Origin of the sequence: Clostridium sp. UBA1652 (assembly GCF_002320975.1) — a bacterium.
GTDB classification, from domain to species: Bacteria; Bacillota; Clostridia; order Clostridiales; family Clostridiaceae; genus Clostridium_T; species Clostridium_T intestinale.
The window spans coordinates 58,743-73,440 of the sequence record NZ_DCLI01000020.1 but is presented as its reverse complement, the minus strand read 5'-3'; the positions used below and the strand labels follow the sequence as shown (position 1 = coordinate 73,440).

At 28.2% G+C, this 14,698-nt stretch carries 11 protein-coding genes; all 11 read left to right on the top strand.

Translation table 11 applies throughout. The features are described 5' to 3' along the window. Positions 1-20: 20 nt before the first annotated feature. Positions 21-536 carry a sigma-70 family RNA polymerase sigma factor gene (locus B3N22_RS02835; protein ID WP_286904709.1) on the top strand — a complete coding sequence of 172 codons (516 nt, stop codon included), beginning with the start codon at positions 21-23 and terminating at the stop codon, positions 534-536. Next, positions 533-2,458, top strand: a complete 1,926-nt coding sequence (locus tag B3N22_RS02830; RefSeq protein ID WP_286904707.1) for a beta-propeller domain-containing protein — start codon at positions 533-535, stop codon at positions 2,456-2,458. The genes B3N22_RS02835 and B3N22_RS02830 overlap by 4 nt, the downstream gene beginning before the upstream one ends. Before the next feature lie 145 nt (positions 2,459-2,603). Next, on the top strand, positions 2,604-4,043 hold the full coding sequence (locus tag B3N22_RS02825; RefSeq protein WP_286904705.1) for a 6-phospho-beta-glucosidase: 1,440 nt from the start codon (positions 2,604-2,606) through the stop codon (positions 4,041-4,043). Positions 4,044-4,137: 94 nt separating this feature from the next. Next, positions 4,138-5,517: an MATE family efflux transporter gene (locus B3N22_RS02820; RefSeq protein WP_286904703.1), complete on the top strand. Its 1,380-nt coding sequence runs from the start codon at positions 4,138-4,140 to the stop codon at positions 5,515-5,517. Positions 5,518-5,638: 121 nt separating this feature from the next. Then, positions 5,639-6,577: an ABC transporter ATP-binding protein gene (locus B3N22_RS02815; protein WP_286904700.1), complete on the top strand. Its 939-nt coding sequence runs from the start codon at positions 5,639-5,641 to the stop codon at positions 6,575-6,577. 9 nt (positions 6,578-6,586) lie between these two features. Next, entirely contained in the window at positions 6,587-7,330 is a 744-nt protein-coding gene (locus B3N22_RS02810) for an ABC transporter permease (protein WP_286904698.1), read from the top strand. After that, the gene (locus B3N22_RS02805; protein WP_286904696.1) at positions 7,327-8,304 is read left to right on the top strand and encodes an ABC transporter permease; all 978 of its coding nucleotides are present in this window, start codon (positions 7,327-7,329) and stop codon (positions 8,302-8,304) included. The genes B3N22_RS02810 and B3N22_RS02805 overlap by 4 nt, the downstream gene beginning before the upstream one ends. Positions 8,305-8,346: 42 nt before the next feature. After that, the gene (locus tag B3N22_RS02800; protein ID WP_286904694.1) at positions 8,347-10,899 is read left to right on the top strand and encodes a LuxR C-terminal-related transcriptional regulator; all 2,553 of its coding nucleotides are present in this window, start codon (positions 8,347-8,349) and stop codon (positions 10,897-10,899) included. 274 nt (positions 10,900-11,173) lie between these two features. Continuing rightward, a complete protein-coding gene (gene hisS / locus B3N22_RS02795; RefSeq protein ID WP_286904692.1) occupies positions 11,174-12,448 on the top strand; it encodes a histidine--tRNA ligase in 1,275 nt (424 codons plus the stop codon). 92 nt (positions 12,449-12,540) lie between these two features. After that, a complete protein-coding gene (locus tag B3N22_RS02790) occupies positions 12,541-13,242 on the top strand; it encodes a YjbE family putative metal transport protein (RefSeq protein ID WP_286904691.1) in 702 nt (233 codons plus the stop codon). Positions 13,243-13,383: 141 nt separating this feature from the next. Continuing rightward, on the top strand, positions 13,384-14,565 hold the full coding sequence (locus B3N22_RS02785) for a cytochrome c biogenesis protein/redoxin (RefSeq protein ID WP_286904689.1): 1,182 nt from the start codon (positions 13,384-13,386) through the stop codon (positions 14,563-14,565). Positions 14,566-14,698: the final 133 nt, after the last annotated feature.

Here is a 14,698-nt window from a genome sequence, read left to right as displayed (position 1 = left end):
ATGAGAGGAGGGAGTTAACTTTGGATACAAGCCAATTAGTGAGAAAAGCTAAAGGTGGAGATGATAAAGCTTTTAGTAAACTTATAGAACCTATACAAGAAAAGTTATACGTTACAGCTTATTCTTATGTAGACAATAGGGAAGATGCTCTAGATATAGTGAGTGAAGGAGTTTGCAGGGCATATACTTCAATTAAAAAATTAAAAAATGAAGCTTTATTTAACACTTGGATAACTAGAATAGTTATTAATTTATCTATTGATGTCTACAACAAAAATAAAAAGAAAGCGCAAATTGTATACGAAGAAAATGATCAAGGTTATATAGAAGAGCATGATGAAAGAATAGATTTAAATAGGGCTATAGAAGATTTAGATCCTAAATATAAAATTATCTTACAAATGAAGTATTATGAAGGACTAACCTTATCTGAAATAGCAAAAATATTAGAGATACCGTTAGGAACAATAAAAAGCAGTCTTAATAAAGCTCTTAACATTCTTAGGTTAGAGCTTAAGGAGGAGGTTTTAGAATGAAGAAAGAAAATAATAAAAATGATATTGAAGATTATTATAAAAATATAGAGATACCAAAAGAATTATCTAGTGCTGTAAAAAGAGGAATTGAAAAAGGAAAAAAAGAAAAAAGAAATATATATTTTAATAAAGGGTTAAAAATAGCATGCAGTTTTTTAATAGTTGTAACTTTAGGAATGCTTTTAAACAATTTAAAGCTTGGGGTAGGAGATATAGACCAAAGTGTAGAGAAAGCTAGTATAGGTTTGGAACTACCCAAGATAAAAGATGATAAAGAGCTTCTAAAACTAATTGTTTCTAGCCAAGATATAAAGAAAGAATCCTCTACTAATAATGAAATCACAGGTAGTAGTAATGATGCAGGCAAATCTGATTATGGAGCAGCAGATTATTCAAAAACCAATAACCAGGTTGAGAATGTTGAAGAAGGGGATAGGGTAAAAACTGATGGTAAATATATATACACAGTTAAAAATGACTATAAAGGAGGGAATGTCTCTGAGGTAATAATCGTTAAAGGTGATGACCCAACTAATATGAAAATAGAAACAAAAATTACTTTAGAGGGATTTATTCAGGATATTTATATAACTACAAATAAGCTACTAGTAATTTCACAAAATAATAATTCCTTAGGAACCGATTTTAGCATTTATAATAAAGAAGATATTGAAAATTTAAAACTTGAAAGAAAACTAAATTATAGTGGACAGATAGTAAACAGTAGATTAATTTCAAATAAATTAATAATGATAACAAATAATAATCCATTTTCAATCTATCCAATGATGGAAGATAGTAAATCTGGCGTTATAAAAGATAATGGGAAAACAATATCTCTACCTAGATATTATGACTCTCTTAATGATAAAGAAGAAGTTACAAACATTAAGGATATTTCTTATTTTCCAGATACTAAGGGAGAGAGCATAATTAATATAGCTTCAATAGATATAAATAATTATAATGAAAAAATTAAAACTGAAACAGTTTTAGCTAGTGCAGGAAGCGTATATTCAACAGCGGATAATATATATATTACTGCATCTAAGGGAAGTTTTTCTGACTTTGCTACTAAGAATACTATATTCTCTGATGGAGATACATTAATTTATAAATACTCTATTAAAAATGGACAAATAAATCCAGTTGCTAGTGGTGAGGTAAAGGGGAGATTATTAAATCAATTTTCTATGGATGAAAATAATAATACTTTTAGAATAGCAACAACTAAGGGTTTTTCAGAGGGAAGTACAAATAATTTATATATATTAGATGAAAATCTTAAGGAATTAGGAAAGTTAGAAGGTCTTGCACCAAGGGAGAGAATTTATTCAGTTAGATTTTTAGGAGATACAGCATATATGGTTACTTTTAAACAGGTAGATCCATTATTTGTTATTGACTTAAGGGACTCAAAAAATCCAAAAGTTACTGGGGAACTTAAGATACCTGGATTTAGTAACTATCTTCATCCACTAGATGGGGAAAATTTAATAGGGTTTGGTGAAGATAGAGATGAGCTGAGTAGATATAGAGGACTAAAGCTTTCTATATTTGATGTTAAGGATGGAACATCTCCAAAGGAAAAATCTACACTTGCATTTGGAGGAAATAAGACTCATTCAGAGGTGAATTATAATCATAAAGCTTTCTTTTTAAATAAAGAAAAATCTATTATAGGTATACCAATGGTGAACTTCACTGATTATGGGGAAAATAGAGAAGGGATAGTATATTTAGCTAAATACTCAGAAGATAGAGTGATGTCAAAGTTTGGTGAGCTAAAATTTAATACGGGTTATTATGGTTATGAAAATAGAATAATTTATATTAAAAACAATCTATATGTAGTTACCAATGAAGGGATTTTTTCATATAACATTGATAGTTTAGAGTCTTTAGGAAAAATTGAATATTAAATTATAGGCAAGTTTTTAAATTTATAGGATTTAAAAACTTGTCTTTTCATATTCTGAAAATAATATTTTTCTTCATTTGATAAAATAAAAAAGTTAATTATTATGTATAATAATATTTGAGAAGATGATGAAGGAGGAAATAAAAATGAGTTTTCCAAAAAAATTTTTGTGGGGTGGAGCGGTTGCTGCACATCAATTAGAAGGTGGATGGAATAAGGGAGGAAAAGGACCAAGTGTTGCTGATGTTATGACAGCAGGAGCCCATGGAGTGCCAAGAGTAATTACAGAAGGGGTAATTCAAGGTAATAACTACCCAAACCATGAAGCTATAGATTTTTATAGTAGATATAAAGAGGACATAGCACTATTTGGAGAGATGGGATTTAAATGCTTTAGAACATCTATTGCCTGGTCAAGAATTTTTCCAAATGGAGATGAATTAGAACCAAATGAAGAAGGATTAAAGTTTTATGATGATATGTTTGATGAATTACATAAACATGGTATAGAACCTGTAATAACTTTATCTCATTTTGAAATGCCTTATGGACTTGCAAAAAAATATGGCGGATGGAGAAGCAGAGAAGTTATTGACTGTTTTGTAAGATTCTCAAAGGCTGTATTTACTAGATATAAGGATAAAGTTAAGTATTGGATGACTTTTAATGAAATAAATAATCAAAAAAATGTTGCTAATGGAATATTTGCTTGGACTTGTTCAGGAGTTCTTTTTGAAGAGGGAGAAAACAGAGAAGAAGTTATGTATCAAGCAGTTCATCATGAATTAGTAGCTAGTGCCTTAGCTGTTAAAATAGGTCATGAGATTAATCCAGAACTAAAAATAGGATGTATGGTATCATTTGTCCCAATTTATCCGTATTCATGTAATCCAGATGACATGATGTTATCAGTTGAATCTATGCATGATCGTTATTTCTTTGCAGATGTACATTGTAGAGGTCATTATTCTTCCTATGCATTAAAGGAATGGGAAAGAAAAGGTTACAACATAAAGATGGAACCAGAAGATAAAAAGATATTAGAAGAAGGAAAAGTAGATTATATTGGATTTAGCTATTATATGTCTGATGCTGTTAAATCAGGCGTAGATACTTTAGATGAAAATTCAGTAGTAGGTTCAAGTGCTAGTGTTAAAAATCCACATGTAAAAGCTTCTGATTGGGGATGGCAGATAGATCCAGTAGGTCTTCGATATTCTTTAAATATGCTTTATGAGAGATACGAACTTCCTCTATTTATAGTTGAAAATGGGTTTGGTGCTATAGATGTAAAAGAGGAAGATGGAACTGTAAATGATGATTATAGAATAGATTATTTAAGAGCTCATATTGAAGAAATGGATAAGGCTATAAATATTGATGGAGTAGATTTAATGGGATACACTCCGTGGGGATGTATAGATCTAGTTTCTTTCACTACAGGGGAAATGAAGAAACGTTATGGATTTATCTATGTTGATAAAGACAATGAAGGAAATGGAACTTTAGAAAGATCTAAAAAGAAATCTTTTGATTGGTATAAAAAAGTAATAGCTACTAATGGAGAAGATTTAACTAATAATTAGAAATAGAATAATATAAATAACTACAGGTGGACTAACAGCCACCTGTTTTTTATGCTAATATATATTAGTACATAAAAACAGGGGGATAAAATCAATGAGGATTAATATAAGTAGACTTTTTAACGATAAAGAGTTTTATAAAAAGTTATTTATTTTAGCTATACCTATGATAATACAAAACTTTATAGTGTCATCTATAAATATGCTAGATACTGTAATGGTTGGTGCGTTAGGAGAAAGTGAGATTGCGGCAGTTGGAATAGCAAATCAATACTTCTTTTTGTATAACTTAATAATCATAGGTATAACTACAGGGTTTAGTATATTTATTTCACAGTATTGGGGAAGTAAGAATATAAGAGACATAAAGAAGGCTATAGGATTAGAATTTCTAAGTGTTATGGTGGTAGGTCTTATTTTTACATTAAGTGCATTAATTATTCCAGGCGTTATACTTAGAATATTCACAAAAGATATAAACGTAATAGGTTTTAGTGAAGGTTACCTTAGAATAGTAGTATTAAGTTACGTGATTACTGGAGTAACTATATTATTTACAGGTGCATTAAAAAGTATAGGAAATTCAAAGGTTCCTATGGTTGTAAGTGCTATGGCATTACTTATAAATGGAATTTTAAATTATATACTTATATTTGGTAAAATAGGATTTCCTTATATGGGGGTAAAAGGAGCAGCATTAGCAACTCTTATTGCGCGTTTGGCTGAGATGATAATAATTATTTATTTTAGTTTTAAACATACTTCGCCACTTAGAGGAAAAATAAAGGAGTTCTTAGATTTTGATTTTAGTTTTACTAAAAAAATATATAAGTCTGTTACTCCTGTAATATTAAATGATGGAATTTGGGCTTTAGGAATTGTTCTTTATACAGTTGCTTATGGAAAGGTTGGAACTAAAGCTATAGCTTCGGTTCAAATATCAAATACTATTCAAAACTTATTTATGATATTTTGTATAGGAATTGCAAGTTCTTCTTTGGTTATGATAGGACATGAAATAGGTAAAAAAAAGAGAGAAAAAGCTATAGAATATGCTAAGAAATTCTCTATATTATCATTTATAATAGGTGGAATTTTAGGTGTTTTGCTAATTATATTTTCACCTGTAATTTTAGAGCTATTTAATGTTTCTAGTGAAGTAAGGGATTCCACAAGGAATATTCTAATAATATATGGAGCTATTTTCCCTATAAGATCATTAGGAATAGTTTTGATCGCTGGAATATTCAGAGGAAGCGGAGATGCTAAGTTTGCATTAAAAGCAGAATCTTTTGCAATGTGGGCTGTAGCTCTGCCACTATCTTTTATAGGAGCTATTGTTTTTAATTTTAGCGTGGAGATGGTGGCTTTTATGGTTATTATTGAAGATATAATAAAGTGCCTTCTTTGTGTTATACATTTAAAAGGTGGAAAGTGGATGCATGATTTAGTTAATCTTAAAGAAGCAAGTTAGAGGTTTGTTTTAAAAAGAAAAATGAAAAATATAAATTAATCAACCTTAAAAATCAACCGAAAGGTTGATTTTATTTTTTCTCTTAAAAGATAAAATGAATATCAAGGAAGGTGATTAATACATGAATAATATATTTGAAGTAAAAGGTTTAGAAAAAAGCTATAAAAATAATAAGGTTATAAAAAATATTTCCTTTGAGGTTTTAAAAGGAGAGATACTTTGTATATTAGGGCCTAATGGTGCAGGAAAAAGTACCACTATAAATGTTCTTACAGGGGTTTTGGGTTATGAGTTAGGAGAATTATTTTATAGTGGCAGGAAAATTAAGAAAAATGATAAAGAGTTTAAAGGGAAATTAGGAGTAGTACCACAAGATATAGCTTTATATGAGGATATAAGTGCAGAACAAAATCTTAGATTTTTTGCATCTCTGTATGGATTAAAGGGGCAGGAATTAGATGAAAAAACGAAAGAGGCCTTGGCGTTTGCTGGGTTAAGTGAAAGAGCTAAAGATAAGGTACGTACATTTTCAGGGGGAATGAAAAGAAGACTTAATATAGCATGTGCTATAGCTCATAATCCAGAACTTTTAATAATGGATGAGCCTACAGTTGGGATAGATCCTCAATCCAGAAATCATATTTTAGATTCTGTAAAAAAAATGAGAGAAAGAGGTATGACTATTATATATACAACTCATTACATGGAGGAAGTAGAAGAAATCTCAACAAGGATAATCGTAATGGATAAAGGGGAGATAATAGCGTCAGGAACAAAGGAGAAGCTTAAGGAAAATGTAGTCAACTTTAAAAAAATAATTCTAGAAGTTGATGATACAAGTAAAGTTAATTTAGAGAAATTCTACGATGTTGAAGGAATTAAAGAAGCTATTATAAAGGAGAAAAAAATTGAAATCATAAGTTTAACTGGAGTTGAAAATTTGGATAAAATAATTTCAATTTTAATAAATGACTCTATTAAAATCAATAATCTAACGACAGAGGTACCAAGTTTAGAAACTGTATTTTTAAATCTTACAGGGAAAACCTTAAGAGATTAGGAGGATGTCATGTATAAATTTTTACAGATTTTAAAAAGAGATTTCTTAAACATGTTATTTAATCCTATGTGGGTGTTTTATGATACAGTTTTCCCTTTAATGCTTATTTTGATTTTGGGTTTCTTAAATAGTGGAGCTTATGGGAATGAGGTGTCTTCTTATGATTATTATGGGGTAGCTATGATACTTTATATAATATTAAACACTGCAACCTTAAGTGCTAATAGTTTCATGGAAGAAAGAATTAAGAAAGGAAATATGAGATTAATATATTCACCATTACCTAAAAGTTATATATATTTATCTAAAATTTTAGCAACTTCTGCATTTGCATCTTTATGCCATATTTCAGTAATGATTTTATTAGAGCTTTTTATGAAGGTTAACTATGGAGGAAAAAATATTGTTTTTATAATTATAATACTTATTTTTGCTGAGATATTTGCCTCAGTTATTGGAGTGTTGTTTTGTTGTATTTTTAAAAGCGAAAATATAGCAAATCAAATATTAAGTATTGTTATAAATATACTAGCTTTGTTTGGGGGACTATTTTTTAAAGTTGACAGCATGGGAAAGGCTTTAGAGAAGTTGAGTTATGTATCTCCAGTAAAATGGATGATGATAAGTATATTTAAAATAATTTATGATAGAAACTTTTCAGATTATATGGTGACTATAGGAATATTAATAATTTCGTCAATAGTAGCAGGAGCTTTATGTGAGAAATTTTATAAACCGGAGGAATATATATGATTAACATTCTAAAAAATAATTACTTTAGACTAAAGAGCAAAAAATATTATAGTATCATTTACTTAATAATGACTATACTCTCAATAGTAGCAGCAGTATATATGACATCAAAATTTCAGACTAAAGGAAATATTGCTTTTGTAACAAATGATAAAGAAAGAGCAATTAAGTCTGAATATTTTAATTTTGTTAGCTTGGAGAGAGAACCAGAGAAATATGAACTGGCTTTAGGTGGATATGATGGAGTAGTAATAGATAATGGAGCTGGAGATTATGAAATATATACTATAAAAAATACTGAATATAAACAAATGCTTAAAAACGTTATAGCTAATCCTGATTCTAAAGAGATAGAAATTGAAAGTAATAGAGGAGTAGGTACAAATATAATAGGTTTTTTAATGGTTTTTATTCTGCTTCAAAGTATTTTATTTATGTTTACCTTAGCAGAAGAAATTGAATTAAAGCAGATTGAAAGAATAGCGGTATCACCCTTATCATTTTCAAAATATATATTAGCTCACTTCATTTACAATATATCTTTTATAGTCGTGCCTACATTTTTAACTTTAACTATTATAAATATTTTCTTTAAAGTAAATATAGGCTTTAGTTTAACTCAGTATTTAGGTATATTAATGCTTTTAGGTGCCTTAGGAACAAGTTTTTCTCTATTTATAAATGCATTTATAAAAGGTGCTGACAATGCTAATATGATAGGTTCAGCTAGTATACTTTTAACAACAATCTTATCTGGAAGTTTTTATTCTTTTGAGAATGGAAATAAAGTTCTTCAAAAGATATTATTAATTTTTCCTCAGAAAGAGTTTCTAAATTTTGTTAAGGCATTAGAAGAGGGTAAGGATATTTTAAATTCGCTACCTCAAATATTATATGTAATTACAATCTCGTTAGCATTTTTCTTTATTTCCATAATAAAAATGAAAAAAGACTATGTACTAAGGAGCGAGTAAAGTAAACTAATATTAAAGTAAATTTAAATTTTAGGTGATGATATGAAAGATACACCATTATTAATATATACAAGGCTTAAGGTACCAGAACCAAGGAAAGGTTATATAATAAGAGCGGATTTGTTTTCAAAACTCGAAAAAATAGATGAGTATAAGGTTGTTTTAATTAAGGGTGGAGCTGGTACTGGAAAGACAACCCTTGTAAGTTCGTTTATAAAGCAGAAGAATCTAAAGGCGAAATGGATATCTCTTGATGAAAGTTGTGATAATGTTTTTTCATTTTGGAACTACATGTTAGAGGCTTTAGGAGATGTTTTAGGAAGAGATAAGGATGAAATTAAGGCTATTTATGATTCTAATATGCAAAAAGACAATCTTCAAATGTTTCTAGTAGCTATTTTAAATCTTTTAGATATAAATGAAGATATTTATATAGTGCTAGAGGACTTCTATTATATTAAGGAAAAATTTTTAATTGAAACAATAAACTTTTTCATAAAAAATCTTTCTTTAAATGTACATTTAATAATAATAACAAGAGAGTCTCCAGATATATATTTAGGAGCTATAAGTATGGAAGGACGGCTTTTATCCATTGAAGATAATGAGCTAAACCTAAGTAGAACTTTAGGCATTAGCTTTTTAAAAGATACTCTAAAACTAGATTTTAAAGAAGATATATTGAGTTATATATACGAACTTTCAGAGGGCTGGATTGGAGGATTGCAGTTAATTGCTTCATCAACCAATATAAAAAGTGAAAAAGAAATATTTAAGCTTAATTTCAAAAATAGAGTTATAGAAGAATATATAAATAAAGAAATATATGAGTTTTTTAGTGAAGAAGAAAAAGAGTTTTTATTAGAAACTTCAATACTTTCCTATTTTAATGAGGATATATGCAAAAGGTTTATTCCTAAGTTTGATTTTAAAGGTATACTTTATAGTTTAGTCAATAGAAATACTTTAATAAGTTGCGTTAATGAAGAGTTTGAAATATATAGATATCATAATATATTAAGAGAATATCTAGAAGAAAAAGTAGATAGAGATAAAAAGATAAAAGCTCATATAAGGGCTTCAAGTGTTTTTAAAGACTTAGGAGATTATAGTGAGGCTATTAATCATCTGTTGCTTGCAGGAGATTATGAAGAGGCAATGGAAACTATTTTGGAACACTCTAGGAGTTTAAATCTATTTTCCTATATAGAGAGAATCCCTAAAGAGTTCATTATAAAAAATCCTGATTTTGCGTATCAAAGTTTTTTCTATTATTATGCTAATTTAGAAGTTGATAAAGGGAGTGAACTATACGATTTAATTATTAAAAATATGCATACTAGCCCTATATTAGAAGCCTTTAAGTTTTCTAATATGTTTATAGAAGACAACTTCAAATTAAACGAGATTGAAGTAATGCCTCTAGCTGAAATTGATAAACTTAAGCTAAAAGATTCTACAAAAGCGTATCTATTATTAAAAGAAGCATCTTTTTTATATGTTCAATCTAAGTACAATGAAGCATTAGATTTTCTTGAAAAAATTGATAACTACTCAATAACCAAAGACAATTTCTATATTCAATTTTTCTCTTTTAGTGTTAAGTCGCAGGTTTTAGAGGATATGGGAGAAATCAATAAAACCTTTGAATTATATGAGGGAATGAAAGAGATGATTTTAACCTATAAAAAGTTGCCTATGCTTACTGTAAGCTTTTATATAGGTATTACTGGAATGTATTTAAAAAGAATGGAATTAGAAAAAGCAAAAATATCATTAGATGAAGCTTACAAGTATATGCCAAATGAAGCTGTAACAATGAACAGGGGATATAGGTATAATCTATGTGAGTATAAGTTTATTATAGGAGAAACAGAGGAAGCTATTAAAATACTAGAAGAACTTATTAAACTAGAGTCCTACAAGAATTATGTATTTATATCCCCACTTCTAAAATATATATATAAATTTGAGAATGAAATAATAAAAGATTTTATAGTTGGATATGAAAAACAACAAGAGGAGAGAAAAAGTTTAGATAGTAAGCTTTTGTATGGATCAATTCTTTTTAAAAAAGGCAAGAAAGAAGAAGCTCTAGAGTTAGTTAATGAGGTTTTAAGATATTCTAGAAAAAGAAAAATTAAACTTAAGATGGTTCAAGGATCTTTACTTAAGATAAGTATTATCATAGAGGATTTGGAAAAAAATAGAGAAGTCAAAAACCTATTTATAGAAGCATTACATTACAGTTATGAAAATAAAATTCTGCAACCTTATTTTTTCGAAAAAGATATAGTTAATAGACTTACTACAGAAGGAAGATTTAATATTATTAGCGAACTTACAAATAAGGAAAAGCTTCACTACGAAGAAATCATTAATATTATTAGAACTAAAGATGATATTATTTTAAGTCAGCGTGAGATAGATGTTCTTAAAGAGATTGCAAAAGGATCTACTAATAAAGAAATAGGAGAAAATTTGTTTATCTCAATTTCAACAGTTAAGACTCATATAATAAATATATATGGTAAACTTCAGGTTAGTAACAGGGTTTCGGCTGTAGAAGAGGGTAAAAGGCTTAAAATGATATAAGAGAACATGTTCATAGGCTTGAAATTTATTTAAATATAATATATGATAATAACAATAAAACTTTGGAGGAATATTATGAAAACACTTTGTTTAAAAAAATTACATCATCATACCTAGAGACTTGATCTGCTTAGATGTAGATACAAGTCTATTAATGTAGGCTTGTATCCTCTAGGTGATGATGAATTAAGTGTAATCATAATTTGTTAAGCCATGTGGGATTTTGCCTGCATGGCTTTTTGTTATATAAAAATATATTAAAGGAGAGTTAAACATGAAAACAAAAATTAAACCAAGTATATTATCAGGATTTATGGAGCTTTTGCCAAAAGAGCAGGAAAAGTTTAATAATATTTTAGAGAAAATAACTAATGTTTATGAGAAAAATGGATGCCTTCCTATGGATACTCCCATAATAGAAAAAGCAGAAGTTTTATTAGCTAAATCTGGAGGAGAAACAGAAAAACAAGTATACAGTTTCTCAAAAGGGAAAAGTAATTTAGCACTACGTTTTGATTTAACTGTGCCATTTGCAAGGTATGCTGCACAATATTATAATGAACTGGTTTTTCCATTTAAGAGATATCAAGTAGGTAAGGTTTATAGAGGGGAAAGAAATCAAAAAGGAAGATATAGAGAATTTTATCAATGCGATGTAGATATTATAGGAAAAGATGAGCTAAGTATAAAAAATGATGCGTGGATTATAAATCTAGTATCAAAGTCTTTTAAAGCCATTGGATTAAGTGGATATAAGATTCAAATAAGCAATAGAAAGATTTTGAAAGGTTTGTTAACTGAGCTATCTATTGAAAATAGTAAAGAAGTTATGATCTTAATAGATAAGTATGACAAGATAGGAAAAGAAGCTTTTATAGATGAATTAAATGTATTAGTAGGAGAAGATAGGAGTAGGTTTATTAAATCTATATTAGATATGGGGTTAGAAGATTTAGAAAAATTGACTATAAACAATGAAGATTTCAAAAAAGGTATAGAAAATCTTAAAGAAGTGAAGTCAATGCTTAATGTTTTTGGAGTTAAAGAAAATGAGTACGAAATAAATTTAAAGATTATAAGAGGGCTTGACTATTATACAGGAACTGTATTTGAAACCATACTTGAAGGAAATGAGAGCTATGGATCTATATGCTCAGGAGGGAGATATGATAACTTAGCTGAAAATTATACTGATAATATACTACCGGGCGTAGGTATGTCAATTGGACTTACTAGATTGTTTTTTATACTTCAAGAAATAGGGTTTATAGATAATTATAAAATTCCAAATAAATTTAAATATTTAATTTTGCCTATAGGAGATACCTTAGAATATTGTGGACTAATAATAAAAAGATTAGAGGAAAAAGAATTGGATTATTCTATATATTTAGAGAATTCAACATTAAAGAAAAAAATGAACTATGCAAATAAACTTGGTTTTGAGAATGTAATATTGGTTGGAGAAGATGAGGTTAAAAATAATGAACTAATAATAAAGAAAATGACAACTGGAGAAGAAGTTAAATTAGATATAAAGGAACTTTAAAACTTTTCTAAACTTTTTTACTTAATATAAATATTGTTTGGATTTTTGAAATATAAATATATAGTTATTAATTTTAATATTAGGGGGCTTAGATGTACACAACATCAGAACTTTTTGCTAAGATGATTCAAATTGTATTTATAAACTTGGTTTTATCAGGAGACAATGTAGCTATTATATCACTTTCGGTAAAAAACTTGCCGGTACATAAAGCAAAATTAGTAAGTATGATAGGAGTTATTTTAGCCCTAATTTTTAGAATTTTTTTTGTGGCTATAATAGGTGTTTTATTTAATTTGAAATGGCTCCATCTAAACTTAGTTGGCGGAATAATACTTATAATAGTTACTATTAATATGTTTAACCATGAGAAAAGCACTTCTGATTCTGATAAAGATGATAATGAGGGATTTATGAAGGCTTTATTTTCAATAATTATCTCAGATATTAGTATGAGTCTAGATAATGTACTTGCAATTACTTCTATTACCATGGCTGACAGTGGAGTGATTAGTAGGCAAGAAATGACGCTTATAATATTTGGAACAATAGCGTGTATGCCTATTATATTTTTTGGAAGTGAGGCTGTATCAAAATTAATGAACAAATGCCAGGCTGTTATATATCTTTGCGCAGGATTATTAGTATATACAGCTACAAAAATGATTTTAAGTGATAGTATAGTTTCGAACTTAATTAATAAAGTGAATCCTGTAATAGGACTAGCTGTAATTGTAATTATGGCAACAATTTTAATTGTAATCATGATTAAGGACAAAAAGAAGAGCTGCTGATTTATTAAAGAAATGGTAAAAAGATTTTTAGTATTATTCTAAAAGTCTTTTCTTTTTAAAAGAACATTAGTAGAAAAATGGCAATAATTATGATATTATTACATTTGGTATTTTATTTTAAATACATTAAGGAGGAAGTGGATGGATAAACTTAATTTGGTATTAGTATTTTTAGAAGGAGTAATATCTTTGTTTTCTCCTTGCGTGTTACCAATACTTCCGGTATACATAGGAATGCTTTCTAATAGCAGTGTAGATAGCTTAAATAGAAATTTTAAATTCAAAAATTCTATATTATTAAAAAACACTCTATTTTTTATATTAGGAATATCATCAACATTTTTTATATTAGGTTTTTCTATAAATAAATTAAGCAATATATTTATAACTAATAAATACTTAGTTGAAATCCTAGGGGGAGTAATAATTGTTTTTTTAGGGATATTTTATATGGGATATCTTAAAATACCGTTTTTGTATAGAGAAAAAAGGTTTAATATAAACCATAAAACTATGAATTTCTATACTGCTTTTCTGCTAGGATTCTTTTTTAGTTTTGGATGGACACCATGTATAGGTCCAATGCTTGCGTCGGTGTTATTTTTAACTGCGCAATCAGATAGTGCCTTATTTAGTGGTATTGTAATATTAATATACTCTTTAGGATTTACTTTACCATTTTTATTAATAGCTATTTTCTATAATAAGTTATTTGTGTATATTGATAAAGTAAAACTAAGAATAAATGATATAAAAAAGCTTGGAGGGGTAATACTTTTAATAGTCGGATTTATCATGTTCTTTAGAGGTAGTAACAGTTTGCTTGAAGAACAGAAGGGTAAGATTAATAACTCTACAAGTATCAATGAGAACATCACCAAAGATACGGAAGATGAAGAAGTTCAAGCTCCTAATTTTACTTTGATTGATCAATATGGAAAGATTCATGATTTGAAATCTTATAAGGGAAAAACAGTTTTCTTGAATTTTTGGGCCACTTGGTGTCCACCTTGTAGAGAAGAGATGCCGAATATAGAATCTATATATAAAGAATATGGAGAAAACAAAAATGAAGTAGTAATATTAGGGGTAGCTGCGCCTAGTTTAGGAAATGAGGGTTCTACAGAAGATATTATAAAGTTTTTAAAGGATAATGGTTATAGTTTCCCAGTGCTTTTTGATAATGGAGGAAGGGTAATGAATAGCTATAATATTAGTGCCCTACCTACAACCTTCATTATAGATAAGGATGGAAATATAAAAGGGTATGTTCCTGGTGCAATGGATAAAGAAACAATGAAAAAGATAATAGGGCTTGAATAAAAGTTTAGGTTTGAAATTAGCATTTATTTTGATAATATATAAATAGGGTTTACCTAAATTCCGCAGAAAGATAACTAACTTTAACAAAAGTAATATATCAAAGAATTTAATTTGTATTCAAATGTTTATAAGT